Source organism: Arenibacter palladensis, from assembly GCF_900129275.1.
Taxonomy (GTDB): domain Bacteria; phylum Bacteroidota; class Bacteroidia; order Flavobacteriales; family Flavobacteriaceae; genus Arenibacter; species Arenibacter palladensis.
The window spans coordinates 267,653-294,122 of the sequence record NZ_FQUX01000007.1; the positions used below are offsets into that span (position 1 = coordinate 267,653).

Here is a 26,470-nt window from a genome sequence, read left to right on the forward strand (position 1 = left end):
GGGTATTCTTAATAATTATTTGGGATTTTCATTAACATATCACATTTTGAAAATAATTGACCCGGCTTAAACTTGTTAAATTTACTTACATCCTTGTTATTTTTCAGCCATGAAATATAAATGGCCGGCGTGTTTATACCTGCTTCATGTGAAAAAGGATAGCCTCCTCCAAATCGTGGATTTAATTCTAAAATGTAAATTTTGTCTTTCACAACAAAAAAGTCGCAATCCATATTACCAATGTGCTTTGTATGGTTTCCAATTAATTCGCCAAATCTGGAGAATTCATCGTCTATGACAGAAACGGCCTTATCTGTCTCACCAGATCTCATGGATAATTTTTTTCTAACGAAACAACCGTAATAATCCCCATTAAAATCGTTTAAGATGTCCATTCCATATTCCTCACCATCTAATTTCTCCTGTATGATAATACTATGGTCAATATCACCGGAGCTCACAGTTTTAAGAATTGATTTTTCTATTCTTAATTTTTGTAATTCATAGGCGAGTAAAAGCTCTTTCTCATTTTCGGCAACATCTACCCCTATAGAGGCACTTCCCCATCTTGGTTTAACAATCAACGGGTACTGTAGAGTATTGTTTTTAATAGCTTCCAAAACACTCTCTATTGTAATAAATGTTTTGGGTGTGGGTATGTTTAATTTACTGAAGAAATTATAGGTTTTCCATTTGTCGGACGACATGTCTATTACGTTTTCATCCGAAATAATGACTTTGGTACCCATATCCTCAAATTCTTTTTTATGTATGGAAAGTATGGGAAGTTCCAGATCATTCAATGAAATAATTGCCTTAACATTATTGTCTTTAACAATAGATTTCAAGGAATCTATATATTCAGGATCATATATGGACGGTACCCTAAATGCTAAATGCGCGTCTACCAGGGCAGGAGCGGTTAATTGAGTGTCAACGGCTATTATTTGGCCATTATTACCTAAGGCTTCTTTAAAGTAATTAATTAAATAATTTCTTCTTCCGGCACAAGTAAATAATATATTCACGTTTCGTATTTAAGGGTTAAAGATTTAATCTATATTTAGGAAAGAAATTTGACTCCGCATTTTTTTGGTCCAAAGTTTGGAGTTCATCGTATTCATCCGGCATGGCTATTAATTTCCAAATATTGAAATCAACATAATTTTGGGCAAAACAAGATTTGAACTTCATTAGAGAACCTTCTCGCCCTCCGCTTCCACCGCCCATATCCAAATAGTTCATTTCATCTTTATGGCATAATTCCCTTATCTGGTCATATAAATATCTTACTGGACTTATATTGTAGTATTTATCATTGGTACATGCTAATTCAATATGCGAAATATGTTTTGTGCCAAAATAAAAAACACCTGCCATAATTTCATTGGTTTCATTATGTATGGCCAAAATGATATTGGCATCCGCCATATCGGAATTTAAAAGTGAATTGAAATAGTCTTTTTTATAATAAAATGATTTATTTGCATTTAGTCTGTCCAAATTGCTGTAATAAATTTCCACAAAGGCCTCTATATCCTCGGAATTAGTAGCCATTCTATAACTGGAAATTGGTTTTAATTTCTTTATTAACCTTATAGTATCCTTTTTGTAGCAAAGAATTTGATCATTTACATCCATTTGCTGGTCAAAATATACCAATTCACCTATATTTTCTATAGTTCCGAGTTTGGCTAATGCTTTACTTTGATTGCTCAAATAGGGATTCAGTTTTGAAAATGCCGAAACAATCTTTTCTGTTTGCAACAACTTAAGAAATTCTTTTGAAAAATTATCTGAATCAAATGAATCATCAACATTAATGGATACGGGACCTAAATAACCATGTACGGAAACCAAATCAGATAATTCGTCATTTATTTTTCGTTTTAAAAAAGGAAACCCAATCTCAGTGTTCTTGTTTTTGTAAGTTATAAGAATGGGTTCTTCCCCGGTCTTCTTCATAACTTTATGATATTCAAAGGTATGGTATAGATCGTAGGATTCCATTCTTATGAGAAAGTTATTCCAATCTTCTTTGTTTTTTAAAATTTCCATCATTAGTTAAAATAGTTAAATATTCCTCCTGTGTTCCAGAAAAGTATATTTCCAGTAATCATCTGTTTTTTAATAATTTGTTGCATTCCATAGAACGCTTTGGCCGTATATGTTGTATCCAAGGGGATCCCGTATTTTGTGTACGAATTATTGGATATTTGCAATATTTCATCATTAAACTTTTCGTAGCCGCCACACAAAAATTCATCAGCCACTGTTATATTATTAACATTTTCAGGGATTGAATAACGATAACATAATTCTGAATAGAATTCCTTTATTATTTTTTCGGATCTTTTTTTTTCTCTACCAACGGAAATTCCTATAACCTTGGTCTTTAATTGATATTTTGATATCCCCGCCAATAGACCGGCCTGCGTTGAACCTGTACCGCTGGCCAAGAAAATATAGTCAGGAGCAAAACCGCTTTTTTTTATTTCTTCGATAATGTCGATATAAGCCTTGCCACCTTCCAATGTATGCCCCCCCCCATATAGATAGAATGGCTTTTGGCCGAGAGCTTTGTAATTGAGCATGGCCTTGTCCATTTCAAGGGAGATTTCGTCGGAATTGCAAAAAACCACATTGGCATTGGTGTTTCTAATTAATCTGGCATTGCCATTTTCGGTTAGAAATTTTTCCTTATTGCCGTGTAACACCAAAGTACAGTCCAAATCGTATTTGGAACAGTACAAGGCAGTGGCCCTACAATGATTGGATTGTATTCCGCCTGTTGTCACTATTGAAGTATGCTGGCCTTCCTGTATTGTATTGTGTAGCGCCATCATTTTGCGGGCTTTGTTTCCCCCTCCCAAGAGAGGAAATAGATCATCTCTAAAGATTGCAAAAGACTGGTTTATAGATTCAATCATAGGTAATAAAACTTAAACTATATTTAAATAACTTTAGATAAGGCTATTATAATAATCTAATATTTATTAATAAGTTAAGCTAATTTTTTTTCGTGCGATGTTCCACAAGGGTCAACATATTATCATCCAAAATTACATCTGAAGGCCTAATTACCTTTAAAATAGTTTTATAAATCAAAATTACATCGTTTTTAAATGATAAATTTTCCACATATTGTACATCCAGTTCCAATTTTTCATCCCAACCAACTGCATTTCTTCCCGAAACCTGGGCAAGTCCAGTGATTCCTGGTCTAACGGTGTGCCTAATAGCTTCCCGAGGGGTGTAGTAAGGTAAATAGTGGGTTCTGAGTGGTCGTGGCCCTACAAGGCTCATATCACCTCTAATTACATTTATTAGTTGAGGAAGTTCGTCGAGCGATGTTTTTCTAAGGATATTCCCCAATTTTGTTAATCGAACTTCATCAGGCAATAACTTGCCATTCTCATCTTTTTTGTCTGTCATACTTTTAAATTTGTACATTTTAAAGACAACTTCATTTTTTCCTGGCCGTTCCTGGGAAAAAAAAGGATTGGACTTATTGACGATTAAAGAAATAAACGCGACGATGAGAATAATGGGCAATAGGATTACAAAGGCTAACAAGGCAGCAATTAAATCTATTAATCTTTTGAATGTTGACTTATACATTATTAGTTTTCCTTAGCTAGATTTATGCTTCTATCGTAGTCGATTAATTTTTGAAAGTTAATTTCGGAACAAAAATATAGTTTGATGAATTTGTTGCCAATTAATTGTGTTTAACTATAAATTAAATCGGATTAATTGTAGGATAAAGATCAAAACGTTACGACTATCCAAATAAAACAAACCTTATAAATTTAAGGTTTGTAGTTTTAATAAATTATTTTTTTTGGGGGTTTGGTGTTAATGAATCGTATTCTGCTAAAATTGCATTCCAAATTACAGATCTATCAAACCTGGCCGCTATAGATTCTCTAACATTTTTGAATTTTGAAGTCCCATTTTTAAGGGAGTCAACCATTGAGTTGTAAAGGTGCTCCGTACTTTTAGGAGGAATAATACATCCATTCTGCCCATTTATTATTATTTCGTTGCATCCGTTGATGTCAGAGACAATACTAGGAAGTCCCATAGCACCTGCTTGCATAACTACATTAGGAAATCCTTCCCGGTAACTGGGAAAGGCCAGCATATTGGAAATAGCGAAATAGGGACGTACATCCCATTGCCACCCTAAATAATTTATATTAGGATTGTTTTTTATCTTTTCCATAGTGTCAGGCAATAATGGATCAAGTTTTTCTTCAAATTCTCCTAGTAAAAGAAGCTTGGTATCGCTATATGTTTCCTGAATTTTGCAAAAAGCCTCTACCAGTTCATTTATTCCTTTATCCGTTACCATTCGGCCCACATTTATGAAGACAAAGTCATTTTCCCCTATATTCAATTCTTTGCGCAACGCATGATTATCTTCCTGGGAAAACAAATTAGGGTCGAAATGAGCTAAATCTATTCCATTGGAACTCCCATTTCCAATAACTTTCAATTTGTCCTTGTTAATGAAATTATGGTCCAGTATTATTTTTTCCAGACCAAAGGAGTTTGGATAGACCCTGGTTGAAAAAGCGTAGGTCAACTTTTCAACAAAATTCAAAATTTGTCTTTTTATTCCTGTTGTTTCCAAAAGAGGTAGTCCAGCAACGGTATGCAATCTATGTGGAACTTTTGCAAAATATGATGCTATCATACTTAACAACCCAGCCTTTGGTGTGTGAGAATGAACTATAAAGGGCTTTTCTTTCCTAAAAATAGTGTATAACTTATATAATGCAACCAAATCTTTAAAAGGGGAAATACTTCGGGACATTTGTACAGGAATAACCCTTACGCCTTGTTCTTTCCTTACATTGTCCAAGCGGATTCCTTTAGATGAGATTCCAATGACCTCAAAATAATCGCTCATAAATTTGAGTTGGTTTTGAAGTAGGCCATCTAAAGAACCAGATGTTGTGGTTACCCGGATAAGTTTTTTTTGCATTATTGTAAGTGTTTTTGTGTGGCAAAAGTATTGCTAAAAAATTTTAGGAGTTGATTTTAATACTATTTTATCTTAAAACAGTTGAAGTGTTTTGACATTGTTCTGTCTATGAAAAGAACAATAATTAAAAAATTGATAGTTTAGTTGGAATGTAGAATTTAGAGCAGACCTAAAATGTATAAAGGTGTTTATTATTTAAAATAATATTTGGACTAACCTTGGTTAATTGGAATTTGCAGGCCATCTCCATAAAAGCTATCCCATTTTTTTGGAAAAATAATTTCAGTTCCCCCCCCATGGTGAAACGTTATTTCTCCGAAATATATTTCTTTATCCACCACATAGAAATCAATGCGGGAATAGTAAAAATCTTTGGATAAAGTTTTGGCTAAATCTATCAGAGTGCTCAATGATTCCGGTTTTGGTATGGTTGTACCGTTATCCCAAACCGGTTTGTTATTTTTCCAAATACTCCAAGTAAATGGAAGCAATTCCCAATTTGCATTGTATAAATTTCTCTTGTGATTGGAAAAGCGATCACTATCAACTTGAATAATTTTTGGGTCACCATTAAAGCAATGAATTTTATAATCATTGGGTATATTTCCAACCTTGTCAATCAATAATTTTTCAACAATTATCCTAGGCTTAATATCCTTATATTGTTTTTCTTTGGAATGGTGGTAATAATTTTTTTTTAATCTTCTACTTAAAGATTGTTGTATTTCGATCCAATTAATTTTGGTTTTGTCCTTGACAATTATTCCTCCAGAACTATCATGGTTCGTTTTAATTATAAATGGAAATTCTGGGAGCCGTTCCGGTGTTATCTCTTTTGGGTCGGTTGTGGATAAATATAGTGGGACCAAATACTTTTCACCAATTTTATTTTTCACATAATCCCTTACGGCATATTTATCAGCGCATTGTGTATGTAATGGAGTATTGTGATATAATTTGAGCCATTGAATCTTTTCGTTTAATGTTCTCGGATTATTTAAATCAAGATTATATCCCATTACCCTTTTAAATCTTTTCAGAATATATGTTTTATCGGACATTATATAATTTCTATAATAGATAAGTGGGGATAGCAGTAATTTACCTATTGAATTTTCATGGTAAAAACTCTTCATTATGTTTCTAATACTCGACATATTATTTTTAGTATGTTATGTTAATACAATGTCTCTAGTAAAATTTGGGCTATTTAACTAACAACTTTAGGTTGATTAACCTCTGTAATTATTTTCTCTACAAAACTGTGCATTGTTCTTTTTTCTAGATATTGATTAAATACGGCTCTATTATTATCGGTTTCTGCAATAAGGCATTGTTGTACTGTAACGGCTAATTTTTTAGCATCATTTATTTCACATGTAAAAATGCCTGGAATTTCGTCTATTCCGCCGGCACTTAGCGTACTAACAACTTTGGTGTTTTGTGACATCATTTGCAAGAGTACATTAGGGAACCCTTCAATTCTTGAAGACATAACACATAATTTAGCCACCTTAAAATATGGGTAAACGTTTTTAACGAATCCAATTAAGTTTACCTTGTGGGTCAAATTCAAATGGTCTATTTTTTTTTGTAAATTAATTCTTTCTTTTCCCTCGCCTAAAATTATCAATTTTAGGTTGGGATATAGTTTTTGCAGTTCAAAAAATGATTCAATTAAAAGGTCAAATCCTTTTACGGGAACTAACCTTCCGGCAGCTACCATAACATCACTATCATACTTTTCCTGAAGTTCTATTTTTGATTTTTGATTTATCATATCCAAATCAACAGGATTGCTCATTACGATTACCTTAAGTTTCTTGTTCATCCAAGGATTTGCCTCCAACAGTTGGGTTCTCATAAAATTGGTCTGACAAATTACAAGGTTTATCTTCGAGTAGCCAATTTTATAGGCCAATGCATATATCTTTAGTTTTTTCCCTTTTAGCAGATGAAAGATGGAATTGGACTCTCTAACAATAATCTTGGTATTTTTAAGAATGCCAAATTTCTTCATTAACCCAAGTAGTGCATTGATGAGTGTTTGCGAAGAAAATGTATTTTTTATACGGGAAGCATTGCGCAACCCAATCAAATAAGGAATGAATAATAAATAACCTAGGTATAAATTCTTGGTTGGTAAATATTTTATTTTGCATTTATTTTCTAGAACTTCCCACATTCCAGATCGTTTTTTACTGAGAAAAACAATTTGGCATTTTTCATTCTTATTACTGAGATAGCTTGCGACATTAAATAACAGTTGCTCAGCGCCACCGCCTAAACTATCAGTAGGAATTACAATAAGCCAATCAATATCCTTTTTCATGCTATAAGTTCTCTAAAAAATGCTTCATAATTTTTGAGTATTTCTTTTTCATTGTATTTTTTTAAGACAGAATTACTAATAATTTTTGGATTCCATAATCCAATATCTATCATTTTTAAAATTGAATTAAAATATTCATCTTCGGTCTTAGCGATATAGCCGTTTATTCCGTTTTCAACAATTTCATTAATTCCGCCCGGAGCTTCAAATACGACTACCGGGGTGCCAATAGCACAACTTTCCAAGAGCGCGTTTGGAAACCCTTCTACGTATGAACCTTGAAGGTATATGTCACTTGAAGCAAGATAACTTGGTATTTCTTTAGTAAATGGAATAAATGTGATCTTTTTATCTAAATTAAGTTTTGTGATCAGTTTTTTAATATTTTCTTCCTCTGGACCTGAGCCTATAATCGTGTAATGAAAAGGAAACTTCAGCTTAGCTAGAGAATTTAAAATACGTTTGTGGCCCTTTGGCTTGGCTAAGCGCCCAACTGTTATGAAGTTGATTAACTCTTTTGATTTAAAGTTGTGAACCTCAGTTTTCGCTTCAAAGTCGGAGGTTACAGGATTATTGATAACAATTAATTTCTCTTGTTTAAATCCATAATTTGTAATTAAATCATCCTTCATGTCATTAGACTGACAGATTATTTTTTTAATCGTATATTTTTTAAGCCAATCGAGATTAAGAAATTTTCTATTTTTGGGATTGTTACTGCCTTTCACTACAGTTTCTCTAGCAACAAAAATAACTCCTCTAAAAAATATGGCAAAAATAGCCATCATTGTATTTAAATGACCAATTGAACTAACTACGATATCATTTTTTTCAAATAAAAGATATTTGAATATTTTAAAAAACGCCAATCTAATTTTATCTTTATTTAGATAAATTACCCGAATGTTGGTGATTTCATAAGCCTTGTCAGTTTCACCGCCAATAACCAAGAGAGTGGCATTAAATAAATTCTGGTTTAGGTTAGAAGAAATAAATGACATTACCCTTTCTGCTCCTCCAGCCCTTAAAGACGGAATAATAAAGGTTATATTAATCTTTTGCGACATCCTGCAATTTTAGTTTTGTAAGAATAAGTTCATTACCAAGTATTAAATCCCATTGTTCAGGTAATATTGGTTTATTGCCCCCGTCATGATGAAAGGTAACTTCACCAAAATATAACTTGCCATCTACATCGTACCAATCTACACGGACATAATCAAAATGTGCAGCTATAAGTTCGGAAAGAGATATCATTTTATTCAGGGTTTTAGGCCTTGGTACATCATCTGGACTAGGATCTGTATATTTCCCAGGACCTTTCGGGGAAGACCATTTGTAAGGCTCACGTTGCCAATCAGTATTGTACCAGTTTCTATAGTGATTTGATGTTCCTCTACCCATATCTACTTGAATCATTCTAACCTTTCCATTAAAACAATGAAGCTTATAATCTTCTGGAATATCTCCCTTACTGTTTTGTAATAATTTTTCTATGATAACTCTGGGGATTATATTTTTGTACTGCCATTCTTTGGATTTCAGATAGTAATTTTTTTCCATCCTTTGTTTTAATTTCTGTTGAATGTCTTCCCAATTCATTTTTGTTTTATCCAAAACAAAAATTCCACCACCACTGTCGTGATTGGTTTTTATAATACATTGGGCATCAGGTAAATTATCCGCAATGATCTCATTAACATCTTGGGTTTGAAAATATATTGGGACTAAATATTCCTCTCCAATCTTTTCTTTTATAAACCCCCGAACTTCATATTTATCCGCGCATCGTGTATGCAGGGGTGTTCTGTCATGTAATTTTAGCCAGATGATTTTTTCATTTAAAGTTTTGGGTTTTTTTAAGTCAGGAAACTGTCCAAAGTGCTTTTTATACTTGTATTTCAGGTAAATTCGTTCCGGGACTATTTTTTTATTGAAATAGTGATATAAATTCATCACTATTTTACCAACTAAGGTTCTGTGATAGATATATTTTAATGGTTGTTTCATAGTTGAAGTATAACGATAGGAAACTAGTTCTATTTTAAAATTAAAGAAGAACTTTCAGATAATTTTTTAAACTGTATCAAGAGGTACATTGAAATAAGTACATTGTAATAATTTGAAAAATAAGTGTGTCCTACCATTAGGCTAATGGTTAGTACACAACTCAAATAAAAATATTCTGGATTCGACCTAAAAAGCGAGTAACTTCGAATAAGCAAAAAAATATAAATTCCGACTATTAACAAAAACGGAATTATACCGGCCTCACCAAGGACCATTAAAAAGGTATTATGTACACCAGGAAGGCCTGGAAGTTTTTTTTGCATATATTCATATCCATTGCCCCAAAAAGGTTTGTCAAATATAATGTCTGTATATAGAGCCCAAGTACCGGTTCTGGAATCCTTTTGTATGGTTTCGGATTGTATTTGTTCATCACTAAAAATGCTCTTTAAGGCCGAAAATCGAGCAGTATTCAGGGTTAGGAAACTGGAAACGGCAAATAACACTACAAGTACCAAAGCACCAATGGCTGGAGCAATAACGTTCTTTCTATTATGATATATCGCAATTATATTTATCAACAACCATATTACTATAAAGGAGCGCGAAAAAGTTAGGATACCGGCCAATGTAAAAATTAATTGACCACCTAATCTAAACCATTTATTGCCCATGGAATAACTTAAGGCAAAGCCAATTAGGCATATGGAGCCGGCAAAGTTGGGATTCAAATAAAAACCGCTGAAACGCCCATAAGTAGGGTAGAAGTTGGCATTGGCCAATGGGAATATGACGGCGTTAATAATAATACTTAAGGCGCCTATGACCAATATTATATATATGTCTTTATTGTTTGTTTTATATAAGAGGTCACCAGCGCAAACAACTACGATCATGAACCGAATAAAATCCTTAAAGTACCACTCTGGATCAATTTCTGAAAAATTCAGGCCACTTAAGGTGTAGTAAAGTATTCCCAATAAAATAAATGGAAAAATTAATTCATGCTTTTCTCGTGAAAGAAAATAATACGCTAATAGCAATAGAGAAGAGGCATAACTACTTAAGGACCCCAATGTGCTGCCAAAATAAGCTAGCAGGTAGCTGGGCATATTACACAAAATTAAAAACAAGATAATATAACGTAGTAAATTCATTATCAATAAATTGGATATAGTTTTTATCTACTATTAAGTTTAAGTTTTTGTAAATACAATGAAAAAGAATTATTTAGTCCAACATTAAACATTCAATTTTGTAAAAAAATATAGGTGAATATTCCCGCTAATTGTTTTTATATCGTTAAAAGCATTTTAAAATACTGTGAACATTTCCCACAATTTTATGGGACAAAAAAAGTGCAATTACTTTTAGGGTCGCAAAATACATAATATCTAAGTTTTCAGTATTTCTTCCTGTCGACTTAATTTTACTGTATATCCAAATAAGACGATATTTTTTAAGATAACCACTATTGTGGTACAAATTGCGATACCAAAAATACCATAATATTGCATTAAGATATAATCTAGAATGATATTTATAACCAATGCACCAAAAGATACATAGGCCATAATTGCGTTTTTATTGATGCTGGTTAAAAAATTAACATTTACCATTCCTGCAATTGTAAAGGGTATGTAGGCCAAAATAATTTTTTGTATTATGGATACCAATGCAGAGTCCTCAGCTGTAAATTCATTACGTTCAAAAAATAATTGCACAAAAAAATCTGTTGTAAATATGGCAATTATAGAAAATATGGCTGCTCCAATAAATAGAGACTTTAATATCTTAAACAGAAGTTTAAAGGTCTTTTTCTTGTTCTCTATTACTGCCTTTGAAAAATAAGGTAATAAAACGCTGTTAATACCAATAATCAAAATACCAGATAAGAAGGCCGGCATTTTAAGGCCGTAATTTAAAGCAGCTATTGAGCCTACAGCTAATTGAGCTGCAAAATACTGGTCTACCACGCCGTTCATACCAGTTAAAAAGCCTGAAGATACTTTAGCAGGTAATTGGTAGAACATTTCTTTGGCATTTTTATTGCTAAAATTTGGCAAGGAAACGCTAAGAACTTTCCTGTGCAAGCTAATCATTAGCAGATATAGAAACCCTAGGACAGCACCTATTAGGGTTCCAATTGCCAATACTGAATCTCCTAATAACTTTTGAAATAGCCAGAGGCAAATAATAATGGAAACAGGGGTAAATATGGATGTAAATGATGTATATCTAAATTCCCCATTAATATTCAACAATCCACTTAATATTGATGAAAACCCCCATAAAAGAATACATGGGAGAACATAATGAAATTGTAATTTTACTAAGTCGTAAAAGGCTTGATCATGCCCTGCGAAAAAATTCTCTAAGTATACATCAGTAAATAAATAGGCTACAACTAAAAATAGAAAGGACACCAACCCAGTTATAAAGAAACCAGTTCCTTGGAATGAGGCAATGTTATTTCCAGTTTTCAATTCGGCGACATAGTTAGGTATAAAAACATTTCTAAATGCTCCTAGGAACACACTATTTATAAAACCAGGCACCAACATGGCAATAAAAAAGGTATCCAATAATTCGGATAGACCAAAGGTCGCTGCTACCACTGATTCCTTGTAAAAACCAACACCTTTCATGAGCAGGGTAATGCTCATAACCAACATGATATTTTTAAATACCGGTTGCTTGATTAGGTGTTTGATATTTAATTTTCGGAGATATTCTCTTATATAATTAATCATTTTTAAATTATATACAGCGCTTAATAATTTTATTCCATCGCTCAACGACAGAATCCACCTTGAATTTATCTACGGTCTTTTGACCATTTTTACCGAAGGATAATCTTAAATCTTCTTTTGAAATGAGTTGATTAATTTTCTCAGTTAAAACTTGTTCCTTGTTCATAGGGATTAGAAAACCATTAATTCCATCTTTGATCAATTCGGATGGTCCTGTTGGACAATCTGTAGAAATGCAGGGAATGCCAAAATGCATGGCTTCAATAAGGGCATTGGGGAAACCTTCAAATATAGAGGAGAACGCAAAAATTCTAGAAGAATTATAGTACTTATCTATATTTTTAGTTTTACTTTTTATTATTACTCTGTCCTTAAGATCTAGCTTTTCAATCAATTTCTGGTATTCTTTCTTCTTTGGTCCTTCACCTATAATTAAAAGTTTCCAGTTTTTGTCTTCTATTTGAGAGAACGACTTTATTAAAACATCCTGAGCTTTTTGATTGGTTAATCTTCCAACATTTAGTATTACATTTTCTTTGAAAGCCTCATTATCCCGCTTTGCCGACAATTCCGCAGAAATTGGATTAGGTAGAATTATTAATTTTTTTTCATCTACACTTGAAGTGTAATATTCTTTGATTTTATTTGTTTGAACGACTAAATAGTTTGCTTTAGGGTAACTGAAATTCTTAAGTAATTTCCAAAATTTGTTGGTATTATTCTTGTTTGGATTATTCCTTTCACTAATAATAGAAGGGATTGAATTGCTTTTTGCTGCTAGAACAGATAGTACATTAGCGCTAGTTAAAAAACCAATCAATAATTGAATCTTTTCCGTTTTAATGATTGCGTTGATTTTTTTTAGTAAAATATAATTACTTTTTAAAGCATTAAAAATATTTCTACTAGGAGGAACATTATCAACACAATACATTAATTGGACATCCTTGTGTAATTTATAAAAAGGGACTACTTTAATAAATGTTATGATATAAACTTCATAATCGTTTATAAGTGCGTTAGCTAAAGTAGAAACTACTCGCTCTGCACCACCAGCCCCAAGTGAGGGTATAACAAAGGCAATTTTTTGCTTTTCAACTTTGTTATGCATTACAATTTGCCGTTTGCTATTTCAGGTATAAAACCTTTAACATCATAAACTACCCCATTGTGATTTAGAAGTGACTTGAAATCAAGAGACAGAAATTGTTTGTGCGCCACAGTGAGCACAATAGCATCGAATTTTTTGTCCGCCAATTCTTTAGAAGCTGTCAACTTATATTCATGCATAACTTCTTCCGCCGATGCCCAAGGATCATAAATGTCTACCTCTGCTCCGTAGGAGCTTAGGTTGTTTATAACATCAACCGCTTTAGTGTTACGGACATCGGGGCAATTTTCCTTAAAGGTTATTCCCAATACCAATATACTAGCTCCTTTTACCTTAATGTCATTTTGTACCATCAATTTAACGACTTCTGAGGCTACATACTTGCCCATACCGTCGTTCATTCGTCTTCCGGCCAAAATAATCTCCGGATGGTAGCCATACTCCTGTGCTTTCTGGGCTAAATAATAGGGGTCTACGCCGATACAGTGCCCCCCAACTAATCCTGGTTTAAAGGGTAGGAAGTTCCATTTGGTACCTGCAGCCTCTAAAACATCATGGGTGTCAATACCCATTAAATTGAAAATCTTGGCCAATTCATTAACAAAAGCGATATTAATATCACGTTGTGAGTTTTCAATAACCTTGGCCGCCTCGGCAACCCTGATGTTAGGAGCCAAGTGCGTTCCGGCCGTAATTACAGAGGCATAGAGCTTATTTACTTTTTTGCCTATTTCTGGAGTTGAACCAGATGTGACTTTTAAGATTTTTTCAACGGTATGTTCTTTGTCCCCCGGATTGATTCTTTCTGGCGAATATCCTGCAAAAAAATCTAGGTTATACTTTAACCCACTTATATTTTCCAAAACCGGAATACATTCATCTTCGGTAACCCCAGGATAAACGGTAGACTCATATACTACGATATCTCCCTTTTTTAGTACTTGGCCTACCGTTTCACTAGCTTTGTATAGTGGCGTTAAAATGGGCCTATTGGTACTGTCAACTGGAGTAGGTACAGTAACTATGTAGTAATTACAGTCCGCAATATCCTCTAGCTTATTTGTGCAATACAGTCCTGTATTGTCCATTTTTGAGGTATCGGACAAAACGGCTTGTAAGATATCGTCTTCTACTTCTAGGGTATTATCCTTCCCTGCTTGTAATTCTCTAATTCTCCTTTCGTTAATATCAAATCCTATCACGGGGTATTTGGTGGCAAATAAACGGGCCAATGGAAGGCCAACATATCCCAATCCAATGATTGCAATTTTTATTGAATTCATATGTGTTAATTATTTTTTTCCGATTTGGTAGTATTCAATACCCCTCTCCGTCATTAATACATCATTATATTGGTTACGGCCATCAAAAATTATCGGGGTATTTAATTGTACCTTTAATTCTTCAAAATCAGGAGACCTAAATTCTTTCCATTCCGTTAGTAGAATCATGGCATCGGCATTTTTAAGAGTGTCGTACTTGGACTTGCAATAAGTAACACCTTTCATATCTTTTAAATAAAAATGTTCTGCCTCTTCCATGGCCTTTGGATCATAGGCCTGTATTTTAGCTCCCCGCTTCACCAATTCCTTAATGATATAAATGGCAGGGGCTTCCCGCATATCATCGGTCTCAGGTTTGAAGGCCAAGCCCCATATGGCAAAGGTTTTTCCTTTTAAATCTTCCCCAAAGCGGTTGATTACTTTATGGGCTATTACCAGTTTTTGCCGGTCGTTAACATCCTCCACGGAGGTAATCAAACTGGCTTTATAGCCATGTTCCTCAGCCGTTTTTTTCAATGCCTTAACGTCTTTAGGAAAACAAGACCCTCCATATCCTGAACCTGGATAGATAAAGCTATAACCAATTCTACTGTCGGACCCAATACCAATTCTTACCTTATTCACATCGGCACCTACCAATTCACAAATATTGGCAATTTCATTCATAAACGAAATCTTGGTAGCCAGCATGGCATTCGCCACATATTTCGTCATTTCTGCGGAACGCACGTCCATTGTTATCAATCGGTCCTGACTACTTCTAAAAAATGGGGAATACAAGGTTCTCATTTTTTCGGTCGACTTTTGATCGTCGGATCCAATAACCACCCTATCTGGTTTCATGAAGTCGTTTATCGCATCCCCTTCCTTTAAAAATTCAGGGTTGGAGACTACATGAAATTCTATGTCTACATTTCGTTTTTCCAATTCTTTTTGAATAGTGGCCGAAACTTTATCAGCAGTGCCTACAGGAACGGTAGATTTGTCAACAATAATCAAGGGATTGGTCATATGCAGTCCTATCTCTTTGGCCACTTGAAGCACATATTTTAAATCGGCAGAACCATCATCCCCCATAGGGGTACCAACGGCAATGAAAGCTATATCGCATTTCTGAAGGTGATTATTTAAATTGGTACTAAAGCGCAAGGTTTTGTTCTCAATATTTCTTCTTACCATGGCTTCTAAGCCCGGTTCGTAGATTGGGATAATACCCCCTTTTAAATTTTCTATTTTTTTGGTGTCAACATCAATACAGGTTACCGTATTTCCCATCTCGGCAAAACAAGTACCACTTACCAGACCTACATAGCCGGTTCCAATAACAGTTAAATTCATTTTAGATTATATTTTATTTTAAATTTTTCCAATACCATGTTACTGCCTCTTTCAACCCAGCCTCAATATTGAATTCTGGATCATAATCCAGCAAATTTTTTGCTTTTTGGATAGACGCCAAAGAATGTGGTACATCTCCCTGCCTGTTGGGGCCATATTTTATATCTACTTGAGCAATTTTTGGATCGTAAACACTTAGATATTCTTTTAATAGTGATACCAACTCCTTTAAATCTGTCCGTTCGCCGTAGGCTACATTATAAACGGTATTTATGGCCTCTTTATTATTACTGCTTATGGCCCTTAAGTTCATTTGAATTACATTGTCTATATAGGTAAAATCCCTAGAATAGCTACCATCTCCATTTATAACAGGGGATTCGTATTTCATCAACTGCATTACAAACTTCGGAATCACTGCGGCATAAGCACCGTTCGGGTCTTGTTTTCTTCCAAAAACATTAAAATAACGCAAGCCGATAGTCTCTAATCCATAGGTTTTGCTGAAAATATCAGCATAGAGCTCGTTTACATACTTGGTAATGGCATAGGGGGAGAGAGGTTTCCCAATTACATCTTCCACTTTGGGCATTGATTCGGAATCCCCATAGGTAGAGGAACTGGCCGCATAGACAAAGCGCTTTACCTTGGCATCTCTTGCGGCTACCAACATATTTAAAAATCCGGATACGTTAACATCGTTGCTTGTTATAGGGTCATTGATCGATCTAGGGACAGATCCCAATGCGGCCTGATGCAAAATATAATCTACACCCGTACAGGCTTTTTGGCATTCGCTTAAATTTCGTATATCACCTTCAATTAGCAGGAAATTTGGATTTGACCCTAAGTGTGCAATGTTTTCTCGTTTTCCTGTTGCAAAATTATCCAAACAAGTTACTGGATTGCCGTTTTCTAAAAGTGCTTCACACAAATTGGAACCAATAAATCCTGCTCCTCCCGTGACTAATACATGGTATGAAGAATTTAAACCAATTGAGGTAAAATTCATATTGAAATATTTTTAAGCCACAAAGATGATTAAAAGAAACTTAAATTGACGTCAATATTATTTTAAGTCGCAATAAACTCGATGAAATGATATTTTACTTTCTAATATTATGAGCCGGTTGGTATTATTTCTTTATTCGATAATAGCCATTTTATTGTACTTACATTAACAATTTCATATAAAGACAGAGATAAGTTAGGATAGTTTAACTTAAATGATAATATTCTTTATACCAAGAGATAAAATCTGACACTCCTTTCTTTATTGGTGTATTTGGAGAATATTCATAATCGGTAATTAGGTCATCTACATTTGCCCATGTTTTTTCTACATCTCCAGGTTGCATAGGAAGGAGATTCCTTTTTGCTTTTATTCCTAAATTTTCCTCAATCGCTTGGATAAAGTCGAGCAGTTTAACGGAATTATTATTTCCGATATTGTAAATTTTGTATTTTTCCCCTTTGTCCATTCGAGGTTTTATATTTTTTTCCAAAATGCGGACCACCCCCTCAGTAATATCGTCAATATAGGTGAAATCGCGCTCCATAAGGCCATTGTTGAAGACCTTTATGGGGTTGCCCTGTACCATGGCATCTGTAAAAAGAAACATGGCCATATCCGGCCTTCCCCATGGGCCATAGACCGTAAAAAAACGCAAACCTGTGGTAGCAAAACCATATAAATGACTATAAGTATGGGCCATAAGTTCATTACTCTTTTTAGTCGCGGCATAAAGGCTTATAGGATGGTCCACATTATCAGTGGTTTCAAAGGGGACCTTTTTGTTGAGGCCGTAGACACTGGAGCTGCTGGCGTACACCAGATGTTTGATTTTGTAATTTCGGCAACATTCCAAGATATTCATAAACCCTACAATATTGCTGTCAACATAAGCTTTTGGATTTTCAAGGCTATAGCGTACTCCTGCCTGGGCAGCCAGATTGCACACGACATCAAAGTTTTGATCTTTGAATAATATAGGCATAGCCTCGAAATCCTCTAGGTTCAGACGGATAAATGAAAAAGAGTTGGGATGTGTATCACTTTTGATTTTTTGGCCGAATTTTTCAGCATTTTCCCTGGATATGCCCAATTCCTTTAAGCGGGCGTATTTTAGATTAACATCGTAATAGTCATTGATATTATCAAGTCCAACAACAATGTGACCTTGGGTTATTAACATTTTGGACACAAAAAATCCAATGAAGCCGGCTGCCCCTGTTACAAGTATTTTCATTAATTTAATGGATTTCTTTCTAATTAATAATTGCGAGATAATTATTTTGTTCAAAAATAATGGAACAATCTAAAAAAATGTTTTTATAATAAACATTTTTTTAGATTGTAATAAGTTTTAGTACTTTATTAAAGAAAGTAATTTATTATAGACTTGTTTGGCCCGGTTTTGTAGTTCTAGATTACATGGAACGGGCTGATAAATCATTGGTTTATGTTTTTTAATGCTGTTGGGAAAGGGCTTAACTTGAAGGTTTTTGCTTACATATTCAAAAACGCTGTCAGGTTCATTAACCAGGCTTTCAAATGAAATAAGCATATAAGAATCGTCGAAAGTATCTAGTACATATTCATAATAATTGATCCATAGGATTAGCCAATAATTTATATCTTCAAGATCATACTGTGATTTTGTTTCTATAAAATTTGAGGTCAATAGAAAAGGTTTATGATTAAGGCCAAATTCGTGATGCCCCAAATAGTTAAAATAATCCAGTACAAATGGATCTTCACGTTGGCTATCAGAAAAACTACGGTGCAACTTCATTAGGGATGAAGCATGGGAAATGGGTTCTCTAAATAAAATAAATATTTTACTATTATTAATTTTTTTTAAGGTAGATAGCCTTAAAATGTTGTTGTTGTTTTTGGATATATATTTTTGTTTTTGTTTTGAAAGACAAATCAAAGATATATAGGTCAAATATTTGTTTACAATTTCTTCTTCCACTATATGTGGTAATAGTCCATCTTTAATGTAAGAATCCTTCATAAAGGCCTTCCAGAAATATTCGTCAAATTCTTCAGGTGAATTGCCGTCGATTATAATACCATCTTTGTGAGCTCTCTCGTGGGCAGCAATCTTAAGCTTTTTATTCCATAAGTTTGGGGAGAGCAAAATTGGCATATTGGAATATTGCAAGGAAGCGTATTCATTTGTGCCAAATATCTTATTCATTAAGGCTGTTGTGCCAGATCTAGCCAAGCCAGTTATAAATACGTACTCCTTTACTAGAATATTTTTAGCCTTAGGGCCAAAAATAATTTCTTCCAGTTCCAGAGACGACTTAGATAGAAAATAATTTGATAAGTATAATTTATGTAGTATTTTTTCGCTTTTTGAATAACTTGACATATTGTTTTTTTAAAATGATATAGAGCACCACTGCAATCAAAGAAGCTAAAATTCCAACTAAACTATATAGGGTTTCCGAGTATGTTGTTTTAAATAGTTCATCTATAATGAATATGGAAAGAAAAGGACTGATAAACAAAATAATACTTCCAATGAGCTTTAACAGATATATGATTTGTTTAGAAATCTGACGCAATAATTCCTTTTGTTTCTCCTCATCAGTTTTGGTTTTATCCTGTAATACCTTTAATTGTAATTTATAGGAGTTGGTCAGGTTTTTTACAAGTGTTATTATCCCAAGATTATCAAAGATGATACAAGAGAGTATGGTTATAATGAAAATAAGTGAATAAATCAAATTAGCCTTTATTTAGTTTCATCTTAATGAAATTAATAAACCGTTTAAGAGGCAACCAGAAAATGGCTACCAAAAAAGCGAAAAAAGTCAAAAAAACTCCTGAAATAATAGCAATTATTCCGGCTCCAAGTCCGGGTCCTAGATATAAAAACATAGTTATGATATTTAGTTAATTATTCGGCTCCAAAAAAGACTCGAAATATGATTGTCATCAAGTCTTTTTACAAATTTAATTTTTTTATGGATACTATCCCCAATTATTATTTTTCCATTATTTGTTTCTTCTATAAATATGTCACCATTAGGCAAGATATCGCATCTTCCTGAGGTAATGGTCCTTACGTTTTCATTTTTTAATAATCTACTATATGGGGTAGTAATAGTGTCTTTTTCAAAGTCATAAATATAAACTTCATTGTTTTTCCTTTTGGAACTGAAGAAAAGATTTTGGGAAGTTAATTTAGGGTCTATTCTACTTTCTTCACGAATAACATCATTTCCATAGACGACTACTTTATTATTATCCAGAAAATCTACATCATGTTGATTATACCAAGGACCGTGTTTTATCCAAATTATTTTTGAGGTACTGGGTCTGTATAAAAATATTGTACTAAGATTTCTACAGGATATTAAAAGGTCTCCTTTATTCCAATATTCCGAATTGGTAAGAGCCGGTTGTATATCATTTAAATGAATGGGGTCACTTATAAATTGACCTTTAGATAACAGTAAATCCTCATATCCATTTTCCAACAATATTTCAATTACTGATTTACTGTTGATTATTTCACCATTCTTAGGGTTTATTTTGGTGATTTCATCGTCCAAAAGAATTGTTTTATATGCATCGTAATCTTCAGGTAACATGTCATATTTCCCTGATATGAAGGGTTGTGTTGTTGCGTAAATATATCCTTCATGGTCTTCTTCCAGGGTATGATGGTAATTCCTATCGTTTTTTAGCCAAACTGTTTTACCGTTTTTATCAATTTTAACCAATAAACTTGTAAGTTGGGAATTCAGTATTAATGAACTATCCTGGGAGAAGAAAGGATGCATGAAATACAAATCACTACCCTTTTCCTGTTTTCTGGGGTTCATTTGATTGTACGCTTGATCAAACAGGCTTTTATTGTCCGGTTCCCATCGTTTTAATAATTTGCCGGTACTCAATTCAAAAAGATCAAATTTTTGGCTAAATTCTTCTCCTTTATGAGAAATCAATATTTTAGGATATAGTTCAATATTATCAGAGCCAAAATATGTGAAACCATCTTTGTCTTCCACATTCTCGACTAAAAATTCAGCAGGCTTAAAAATTTGCTTCATCAAAGACGGTAATTCGGCTAAAATTTTAATAGGTTCTACAAGTGGTCCAAATCTTTTAACACCCCCATCCGTTGATAAATAAATATTACGGACTGTTGATGACAGGAAAATGGAAAAAAACAAGAGCCCAGTTATTGCAATAAAAATGAACCGTAACTTTTTCATAATAGAATTAAAGAATTATTTTTTTGTTTTTAATTATTAATCGATATAAGTGATACAAATTCGGTTTAATGTTATAAAAAGGGGTCTTGACAAACTAATTAATTTTAAACTATCATTCCTGCCGCAACTGTTTCATTAGTATCATCATCTATTAAGATAATACTACCTGTAATCCGGTTTTCACGGTAAGAATCGATCAATAGTGGTTTTGTCGTCCTTATCCTTGCCTTACATATGTCGTTCATCCTTAATTCTTTTTCGTTTGGTAAACGGGAAAGAGAGTTTATGTCTATTTTGTAAACAATTTCCTTAATAATCGCCTTTTGCTCATTGGAGGTATGTCTAATGGTGTATTTCGAAGCAGGTTTTGCAGGTAAGTGGGTTAACCAACATAACATTACTTCAATATCTTGGGATGCCTCCGCTTTATTATTTGATCTAACTATCATATCCCCTCTACTTACGCCAATATCATCTTCAAGGGTTATAGTGACCGACATGGGTGCAAAAGCATTTTTTAATTCTCCAGCAATTGTATCTACAGTTTTTATTTTGGAAGTAAACCCGGAAGGCATTACTGTAATCTCGTCTCCTTTTCTAAAGACCCCACTGGCTACTCGCCCAGCATATCCCCTATAATCAGGATATTCAGCACTTTGGGGGCGTATAACGGTCTGCACGGGAAATCTGGCATCTACCTTATTAATATCACTACTTATGTGAATAGTTTCCAAAGTGTACAAAAGGAGGCCACCTTGGTACCAAGGCATGTTTTCAGATCGATGTACTACGTTATCACCTAAAAGGGCGCTTATAGGGATAAATCTGATATCCTTGACCAACAATTTTGATGAAAATTCTTCAAATTGAGCTACAACCCCATCATATATTTCTTCCTTAAAATCTACTAGGTCCATTTTATTTATGCAGACTATAATATGTGGAATCTGAAGTAAAGATGCAATAAATGCATGCCTTTTGGTCTGTTCAATTACACCGTGGCGCGCATCAATTAAGATAATGGCAGCGTTGGCCGTTGAAGCACCAGTGACCATATTTCTTGTGTACTGTATATGCCCGGGAGTATCTGCAATAATAAACTTGCGCTTAGGAGTGGTAAAGTACCTATAGGCAACATCAATGGTGATACCTTGTTCTCTTTCATCCTTTAACCCATCTGTAAACAAAGCCAAATCAACCCCGTCATGACCTTTATTAATACTTGTATTTGTAATTGCCTCCAATTGATCCTCGAATATAGATTTGGAATCGTAAAGTAAGCGTCCAATCAAAGTACTTTTACCATCATCTACACTGCCGGCCGTTGTGAATCGCAATAATTGACTATTATTAATATTCATTATTTCGTAATTAAATTTTGTTAAAAGTACCCTTGTCTTTTTCTGTCTTCCATGGCCGTATCCGATCTTTTGTCATCACTTCTGTTACCACGTTCCGTATTTCTCATGGCTGCTACTTCTTGCACTATTTTTTCAAGTGTATCAGCTTCTGATTCTATCCCCCCCGTTATAGTAATATCTCCCAGAGTTCTAAAACGAATCTTTTTTAGATAAGTTTTTTCCTTGGATTCTAGAATTAAAAATTCTGAATTTGGAATCCAGGAATCATTCCGCCAAACTACCTCTCTTTCATGAGCATAATATAAAGATGGTATCTGAATACCTTCCCTTTTAATGTAGTTCCAAATATCCATTTCTGTCCAATTGCTAATGGGAAAGACCCTGAAATGCTCTCCTTGGAAGTGTTTTCCATTGAATAAATTCCAAAGTTCTGGGCGTTGATTTTTTGGATCCCATTGCCCAAATTCATCCCTATGGGAGAAGAAACGTTCCTTGGCACGAGATTTTTCTTCATCCCTTCTTCCTCCTCCTATGGCACAATCTATTTTATTAGTTTCTATAGTATCCAATAGTGTCGTAATCTGTAGGGCATTTCTTGTGGCGTTTTTGCCTTTTTCTTCTGCTATTCTACCTTTATCAATGGAATCCTGCACGTAACCAACGATAAGTCTTACTCCCATAACTTTAACTAACTCATCTCTAAAAGAAATGGTTTCAGGAAAGTTATGACCTGTATCAACATGCATTAAGGCAAATGGGATTTTACTTGGGAAAAAGGCTTTTTTAGCTAAATGTGTTAAAACAATGGAATCTTTGCCGCCAGAGAAAAGAATTACTGGATTTTGAAATTGGGCCCATACTTCCCTAAGAACATAAATAGACTCTGATTCTAATTCATCCAAATAGTTTAAAAAGTATTTATTCATGATTTCAGAGTATTAATTTATTTTTAATTTTGTCATATATAATCTCTACGGATTCTTCAACAGAGTGCAACTCAGAAACCTCTACGTCAGGATTTTGAGGAGCTTCGTAGGGTGCGGAAATCCCTGTCATATTTTTAATTTCCCCTTTTCTGGCCTTTTTGTACAATCCTTTAACATCCCTTGTTTCACATACTTCCAAGGATGTATTCACAAATACCTCCACATAATTTTCATTTTCTATTATTGCCTTTATAAATTCCCTATCCTCTTTATAAGGAGCAATAAAAGCAGCGAGGACAACCACACCAGCATCCACAAATAATTTGGAAATTTCCCCTATCCGTCTAATATTTTCTGATCGGTCCTTTTTACTAAAAGAGAGATTTTGATTAATCCCGCTACGTACGTTATCTCCATCGAGAACATAGGTTTTAATATTGAGGTGATGCAATTTTTGTTCCAGGGCATTAGCAATAGTAGATTTTCCAGATCCAGAAAACCCAGTAAAAAATATCAAGAAGGAATTATGTCCGTTTGCCTCTCTTCTGAGAGTACGGCTTATTTTATACTCTTGTTGTACTATGTTTTTTTCCATTTTTTAGCTCTTCTTGTTTTATCCAAACCAAAATTTATCTTATACCATGTACGTTCATGTAAATAATATAAAATCATTTTTGTAATTATTTCTGCTGCTCCAATCTTTAATCCTGTGAGTGCATTTCCTGTAATAAACCATGAAAGGGTAATTGTGTCTAAAGTACCAATTATTCGCCAAGAAATAGTTTTTATTATGTGTCGTGTTTTGCTTTCTTCAACATAAAATTTAAACCAGAACCTCTCATGGAGATAGTAAAGTATTAATTTTGTGAACATTTCGAGCATCCCAATTTTTAGCCCTGTAAATGGGTTGCCTGTGATTGCCCATGAAAGTACAATGGTATCCACGGTGCCCACTAATCTCCATGTTATTGTTTTGGCAATATGCCTTTTGTGAGAGCTATCCATTATGAATTTTGAAGTATAAAATGATTGTTCAACAAATGTTCCTTATTATACATTAATTCATCTTGGGAGTTTTTTGATAATACTTTTAATCCTACCGCCTTGCAAATAGCATGGCCTGCAGCCGTGTCCCATTCCATAGTTGGGGCAAAACGCGGATAAACATCTGCTTTACCTTCAGCAATCATACATAGTTTAAGGGAGCTTCCCATGGAAACAATTTCCACTAGATCATACTTTTGCTTCAAGTCCTTTATAAAATCCAAAGTTTCCGAATTCATATGTGATCGGCTTCCTACTACCCTAATGGTATTTGTTGGAGCAGGGTTAGGTGAAATTTTATTTTGAACATCATAAAGCTCACCTTTTATCATGTATTCTTCTTTTAACTGTCTTTTAAACGCATTTCTACTTTTCGCATCGGCATAAAACAGTTCTTTGCTATTAGGGGCATAAATTACTCCGAGAATTGGTATTCCATTTTCACATAGTGCTATATTAACGGTGAATTCGCCATTTTTATTGACAAATTCTTTTGTTCCGTCCAAAGGGTCTACTAGCCAACATTTTTTCCAATTCTTTCTAATGTCATAGTCCGAATTCTTATTTTCTTCACTAATAATTGGGATATTCGAGGTTTTTAAAAACTTGTTTATGATTATATTGGCGGCTGTATCTGCCTCAGTTAAGGGAGAATTGTCAACTTTTAATTTCTGATTAAAGCTTGGTTTATTGTAAACCTTCTTGATAGCTATTCCAGCCATTATGGCTGCTTCAATGGCGAGCTCTAAATAATTTTTTAATGCACTCTTTTCATCAGGCATATAAGGTTGAATTACTTATTGGGTTGGTTTACAATGCAAAATGTAATTATAATTATAGCGTAGACAATGAATTTACGATGTAAGTCCAAATATGTTCGATGAGACGTAGGATAGTTTATGTTAGATAAATTGACTTGTTTAAATTGAATATTGAAAAATAAATTAGAATATTTTAATTGATTTAAATTCTTTGTTGCCCGATAAAAACTTGAGGTAATAGAAAAGTCCTGGTCAATTCTGTTTTTTACAATGTTGGTTGCTAATTTTTTTGCGGGTCGAATAAAATTATTTGGTATATATTTTGAGTTGTAATTCCTTCAATATGGAATCGTCTTTTTAAGAAATTGGAACATGTTAATGAAGGTCATATAGACCATGAAAATCATGGATATCGGTTTTAATGAAAATTATGAATTTAGGATGAAAATGAAAAAATGTATAAGATATTAGCTGTTGATATATTCAGGTTATTTATTATTGAAACCAAATAATATTTCTAATATAAAGCTAATGAATCCAGGCAATGGCTTTTTTCATAAATAGAATCTTTGTATCCATTTAATGCTATTTAATTCGAAAGCATAATTTAGTTAACCAATCCCCATACTTAGATTAATAGTTGATGTAATATCAATTTGCTCATTAATAAGTTTTGAGAATTTTGCCGGATATAGGAATATTGAGAATATTGAAAAATAAGCTCATTATATTATTTATTTTTCTTTACGAAATGAAAATCCTGATATTTTAAATGGTTGGCTTAATTTATGGGAGGACGGGATTACCTTGAGATATGTTGTGTTTTCCCGTTAAGTAAATGGAATAAAAAAAAAGGGCCTGTTCAGGCCCCTTTTTTTATTTGTTAAAGTTTGCTATTTTAATTGTTGGTCAAATAATGTAAATATTCTTCCAAATTGGTATAGCCATCATCATCCCGGTCCTTATTACTGTCACTGGAATCATTCGGATTTAAGCCATTAGCAGTCTCCCATTCATTGCTCATCCCATCTTTGTCACTATCCGAATAAGCTGTGCCTTTCGGTAGATCGGGGTAACCTCCTGCTGACCCAGGAATCTTACCGGTTCTGTTATTGACATCGTCTATGATTCTCTCATCAGAAGAATCTCTGTAAAGGCTTGCACCGACTTTTGATAAAACGGTAGATTTTACTTGTGCGCTCGGAATCGCAGATATACCGGAATTAAAAATCTTTGAATTTTCCAGATATGATTTCAGCTCCGTTTCAACTGAGATATTACCACCGTCGTAGGTATTGTCATTTAAATAAGCTTGTGTTT

At 33.8% G+C, this 26,470-nt stretch carries 23 protein-coding genes and 1 pseudogene; all 24 read right to left on the minus strand.

Annotated elements, in window-relative coordinates; translation table 11 throughout:
* Positions 1-8 precede the first annotated feature (8 nt).
* Positions 9-1,028, minus strand: coding sequence for an ATP-grasp domain-containing protein (locus BUA60_RS17775; protein WP_072864034.1), 1,020 nt, complete (start codon positions 1,026-1,028; stop codon positions 9-11).
* A 16-nt stretch (positions 1,029-1,044) separates the two neighbouring features.
* The gene (locus tag BUA60_RS17780; protein ID WP_072864035.1) at positions 1,045-2,061 is read right to left on the minus strand and encodes a GNAT family N-acetyltransferase; all 1,017 of its coding nucleotides are present in this window, start codon (positions 2,059-2,061) and stop codon (positions 1,045-1,047) included.
* A complete protein-coding gene (locus tag BUA60_RS17785) occupies positions 2,061-2,930 on the minus strand; it encodes a 1-aminocyclopropane-1-carboxylate deaminase/D-cysteine desulfhydrase (protein ID WP_072864037.1) in 870 nt (289 codons plus the stop codon). The genes BUA60_RS17780 and BUA60_RS17785 overlap by 1 nt, the downstream gene beginning before the upstream one ends.
* A gap of 79 nt (positions 2,931-3,009) precedes the next feature.
* Entirely contained in the window at positions 3,010-3,621 is a 612-nt protein-coding gene (locus tag BUA60_RS17790; RefSeq protein ID WP_072864039.1) for a sugar transferase, read from the minus strand.
* 214 nt (positions 3,622-3,835) lie between these two features.
* Complete coding sequence (locus BUA60_RS17795; protein ID WP_072864040.1) at positions 3,836-4,993, minus strand: glycosyltransferase family 4 protein; 1,158 nt, start codon at positions 4,991-4,993, stop codon at positions 3,836-3,838.
* A 212-nt stretch (positions 4,994-5,205) separates the two neighbouring features.
* Positions 5,206-6,054: an ATP-grasp fold amidoligase family protein gene (locus BUA60_RS17800; RefSeq protein ID WP_245802575.1), complete on the minus strand. Its 849-nt coding sequence runs from the start codon at positions 6,052-6,054 to the stop codon at positions 5,206-5,208.
* A gap of 149 nt (positions 6,055-6,203) precedes the next feature.
* Positions 6,204-7,325, minus strand: a complete 1,122-nt coding sequence (locus BUA60_RS17805; RefSeq protein ID WP_072864044.1) for a glycosyltransferase — start codon at positions 7,323-7,325, stop codon at positions 6,204-6,206.
* Positions 7,322-8,392: a glycosyltransferase gene (locus tag BUA60_RS17810; RefSeq protein WP_072864045.1), complete on the minus strand. Its 1,071-nt coding sequence runs from the start codon at positions 8,390-8,392 to the stop codon at positions 7,322-7,324. The genes BUA60_RS17805 and BUA60_RS17810 overlap by 4 nt, the downstream gene beginning before the upstream one ends.
* Positions 8,376-9,335 (minus strand): ATP-grasp fold amidoligase family protein, encoded by a 960-nt coding sequence (locus BUA60_RS17815; RefSeq protein ID WP_072864047.1) that lies wholly within the window; start codon positions 9,333-9,335, stop codon positions 8,376-8,378. The genes BUA60_RS17810 and BUA60_RS17815 overlap by 17 nt, the downstream gene beginning before the upstream one ends.
* A 29-nt stretch (positions 9,336-9,364) precedes the next feature.
* Entirely contained in the window at positions 9,365-10,447 is a 1,083-nt protein-coding gene (locus BUA60_RS17820; RefSeq protein WP_072864049.1) for an O-antigen ligase family protein, read from the minus strand.
* Positions 10,448-10,729: 282 nt separating this feature from the next.
* Positions 10,730-12,133: a murein biosynthesis integral membrane protein MurJ gene (murJ, locus tag BUA60_RS17825; protein WP_245802576.1), complete on the minus strand. Its 1,404-nt coding sequence runs from the start codon at positions 12,131-12,133 to the stop codon at positions 10,730-10,732.
* Positions 12,096-13,199: a glycosyltransferase family 4 protein gene (locus BUA60_RS17830; RefSeq protein ID WP_072864053.1), complete on the minus strand. Its 1,104-nt coding sequence runs from the start codon at positions 13,197-13,199 to the stop codon at positions 12,096-12,098. The genes murJ and BUA60_RS17830 overlap by 38 nt, the downstream gene beginning before the upstream one ends.
* On the minus strand, positions 13,199-14,482 hold the full coding sequence (locus BUA60_RS17835; RefSeq protein WP_072864055.1) for a nucleotide sugar dehydrogenase: 1,284 nt from the start codon (positions 14,480-14,482) through the stop codon (positions 13,199-13,201). The genes BUA60_RS17830 and BUA60_RS17835 overlap by 1 nt, the downstream gene beginning before the upstream one ends.
* A 9-nt stretch (positions 14,483-14,491) precedes the next feature.
* Positions 14,492-15,820 carry a UDP-glucose dehydrogenase family protein gene (locus BUA60_RS17840; protein WP_072864057.1) on the minus strand — a complete coding sequence of 443 codons (1,329 nt, stop codon included), beginning with the start codon at positions 15,818-15,820 and terminating at the stop codon, positions 14,492-14,494.
* 13 nt (positions 15,821-15,833) lie between these two features.
* Complete coding sequence (locus BUA60_RS17845) at positions 15,834-16,832, minus strand: SDR family oxidoreductase (RefSeq protein WP_072864058.1); 999 nt, start codon at positions 16,830-16,832, stop codon at positions 15,834-15,836.
* 205 nt (positions 16,833-17,037) lie between these two features.
* Positions 17,038-18,069 carry an NAD-dependent epimerase gene (locus BUA60_RS17850; protein ID WP_072864060.1) on the minus strand — a complete coding sequence of 344 codons (1,032 nt, stop codon included), beginning with the start codon at positions 18,067-18,069 and terminating at the stop codon, positions 17,038-17,040.
* 117 nt (positions 18,070-18,186) lie between these two features.
* Complete coding sequence (locus BUA60_RS17855) at positions 18,187-19,203, minus strand: sulfotransferase (RefSeq protein ID WP_072864062.1); 1,017 nt, start codon at positions 19,201-19,203, stop codon at positions 18,187-18,189.
* A 523-nt stretch (positions 19,204-19,726) separates the two neighbouring features.
* The gene (locus tag BUA60_RS17865) at positions 19,727-20,893 is read right to left on the minus strand and encodes an arylsulfotransferase family protein (RefSeq protein ID WP_178347025.1); all 1,167 of its coding nucleotides are present in this window, start codon (positions 20,891-20,893) and stop codon (positions 19,727-19,729) included.
* Between the two features lie 269 nt (positions 20,894-21,162).
* Positions 21,163-22,419 carry a sulfate adenylyltransferase subunit 1 gene (locus BUA60_RS17870; RefSeq protein WP_072864068.1) on the minus strand — a complete coding sequence of 419 codons (1,257 nt, stop codon included), beginning with the start codon at positions 22,417-22,419 and terminating at the stop codon, positions 21,163-21,165.
* A gap of 20 nt (positions 22,420-22,439) precedes the next feature.
* Complete coding sequence (gene cysD / locus BUA60_RS17875) at positions 22,440-23,345, minus strand: sulfate adenylyltransferase subunit CysD (protein ID WP_072864069.1); 906 nt, start codon at positions 23,343-23,345, stop codon at positions 22,440-22,442.
* 4 nt (positions 23,346-23,349) lie between these two features.
* Positions 23,350-23,940, minus strand: a complete 591-nt coding sequence (gene cysC / locus BUA60_RS17880; protein WP_072864071.1) for an adenylyl-sulfate kinase — start codon at positions 23,938-23,940, stop codon at positions 23,350-23,352.
* Positions 23,925-24,350 carry a DUF2061 domain-containing protein gene (locus BUA60_RS17885; protein WP_072864073.1) on the minus strand — a complete coding sequence of 142 codons (426 nt, stop codon included), beginning with the start codon at positions 24,348-24,350 and terminating at the stop codon, positions 23,925-23,927. Before BUA60_RS17885 ends, cysC begins: the two co-directional genes overlap by 16 nt.
* A complete protein-coding gene (cysQ, locus tag BUA60_RS17890) occupies positions 24,350-25,171 on the minus strand; it encodes a 3'(2'),5'-bisphosphate nucleotidase CysQ (protein WP_072864074.1) in 822 nt (273 codons plus the stop codon). Before cysQ ends, BUA60_RS17885 begins: the two co-directional genes overlap by 1 nt.
* 877 nt (positions 25,172-26,048) lie before the next feature.
* Positions 26,049-26,470 (minus strand): annotated as a pseudogene (locus tag BUA60_RS23075) (hypothetical protein); the annotation flags it as partial.

Bases quoted from the DNA above. Each gene is read 5' to 3' on its own strand.
- BUA60_RS17780 (WP_072864035.1), bottom strand. From the start codon at position 2,061: ATGATGGAAATTTTAAAAAACAAAGAAGATTGGAATAACTTTCTCATA.
- BUA60_RS17830 (WP_072864053.1), bottom strand. From the start codon at position 13,199: ATGCATAACAAAGTTGAAAAGCAAAAAATTGCCTTTGTTATACCCTCA.
- BUA60_RS17855 (WP_072864062.1), bottom strand. From the start codon at position 19,203: ATGTCAAGTTATTCAAAAAGCGAAAAAATACTACATAAATTATACTTA.
- BUA60_RS17865 (WP_178347025.1), bottom strand. From the start codon at position 20,893: ATGAAGCAAATTTTTAAGCCTGCTGAATTTTTAGTCGAGAATGTGGAA.
- BUA60_RS17835 (WP_072864055.1), bottom strand. From the start codon at position 14,482: ATGAATTCAATAAAAATTGCAATCATTGGATTGGGATATGTTGGCCTT.
- BUA60_RS17820 (WP_072864049.1), bottom strand. From the start codon at position 10,447: ATGCCCAGCTACCTGCTAGCTTATTTTGGCAGCACATTGGGGTCCTTA.
- BUA60_RS17815 (WP_072864047.1), bottom strand. From the start codon at position 9,335: ATGAAACAACCATTAAAATATATCTATCACAGAACCTTAGTTGGTAAA.
- BUA60_RS17805 (WP_072864044.1), bottom strand. From the start codon at position 7,325: ATGAAAAAGGATATTGATTGGCTTATTGTAATTCCTACTGATAGTTTA.
- BUA60_RS17785 (WP_072864037.1), bottom strand. From the start codon at position 2,930: ATGATTGAATCTATAAACCAGTCTTTTGCAATCTTTAGAGATGATCTA.
- BUA60_RS17800 (WP_245802575.1), bottom strand. From the start codon at position 6,054: ATGTCCGATAAAACATATATTCTGAAAAGATTTAAAAGGGTAATGGGA.
- BUA60_RS17840 (WP_072864057.1), bottom strand. From the start codon at position 15,820: ATGAATTTAACTGTTATTGGAACCGGCTATGTAGGTCTGGTAAGTGGT.
- BUA60_RS17795 (WP_072864040.1), bottom strand. From the start codon at position 4,993: ATGCAAAAAAAACTTATCCGGGTAACCACAACATCTGGTTCTTTAGAT.
- BUA60_RS17870 (WP_072864068.1), bottom strand. From the start codon at position 22,419: ATGAATATTAATAATAGTCAATTATTGCGATTCACAACGGCCGGCAGT.
- cysD (WP_072864069.1), bottom strand. From the start codon at position 23,345: ATGAATAAATACTTTTTAAACTATTTGGATGAATTAGAATCAGAGTCT.
- cysQ (WP_072864074.1), bottom strand. From the start codon at position 25,171: ATGCCTGATGAAAAGAGTGCATTAAAAAATTATTTAGAGCTCGCCATT.
- BUA60_RS17810 (WP_072864045.1), bottom strand. From the start codon at position 8,392: ATGTCGCAAAAGATTAATATAACCTTTATTATTCCGTCTTTAAGGGCT.
- BUA60_RS17885 (WP_072864073.1), bottom strand. From the start codon at position 24,350: ATGGATAGCTCTCACAAAAGGCATATTGCCAAAACAATAACATGGAGA.
- cysC (WP_072864071.1), bottom strand. From the start codon at position 23,940: ATGGAAAAAAACATAGTACAACAAGAGTATAAAATAAGCCGTACTCTC.
- BUA60_RS17790 (WP_072864039.1), bottom strand. From the start codon at position 3,621: ATGTATAAGTCAACATTCAAAAGATTAATAGATTTAATTGCTGCCTTG.
- BUA60_RS17845 (WP_072864058.1), bottom strand. From the start codon at position 16,832: ATGAATTTTACCTCAATTGGTTTAAATTCTTCATACCATGTATTAGTC.
- BUA60_RS17850 (WP_072864060.1), bottom strand. From the start codon at position 18,069: ATGAAAATACTTGTAACAGGGGCAGCCGGCTTCATTGGATTTTTTGTG.